This is a genomic window from Pantoea stewartii subsp. stewartii, from assembly GCF_008801695.1.
Lineage (GTDB): Bacteria > Pseudomonadota > Gammaproteobacteria > Enterobacterales > Enterobacteriaceae > Pantoea > Pantoea stewartii.
In genome coordinates, this window is the sequence record NZ_VZPF01000244.1 from 1 (window position 1) to 461 (window position 461).

General features: G+C 39.5%; 1 protein-coding gene. It reads left to right on the forward strand.

Features of this window, described 5'->3' with window-relative positions; genetic code table 11:
- A partial coding sequence (locus tag F7Q90_RS26000) for an ABC transporter substrate-binding protein (protein WP_151161195.1) occupies positions 1-378 on the forward strand: 378 nt, incomplete at its 5' end.
- Positions 379-461: the final 83 nt, after the last annotated feature.

Here is a 461-nt window from a genome sequence, read left to right on the forward strand (position 1 = left end):
CTGAGCGCTATTGTATCAGGTGACAAAGCTTATGGTTTTCTGGTGGACTATATGGCCATTCGAGCAAAGGCTAAAGGCGCTCCAATTGAGTTCGTATTCCCAAAAGAGGGGGTCAGTATCGTAACTGAGCCAGTAGCAATAATGAAAGCCTCTAAAAACCCTCAAGGAGCAAAAAAATTTATCGATTTCTTACTCTCAAAAGAGGGACAAAATATGGTTTTACAGCAAGGATATATCCCTGCAGATGCAGCACTACCAGTTCCAGAAGGCTTTCCACCACGCAACAGTATTAAGTTAATGCCATTTAATAGAGCAAAAGCTCTGACAAATACCGAAGTTAATAAAAAGTGTTTCGCAGAACTGTTTGGGAGTCATTAATTGACAAGTCAGTATGCTCCAATATCAAAGTATAAACCATAATCGATACAAATGGTGGTCATGGCTATTATTCTGCTTTATCA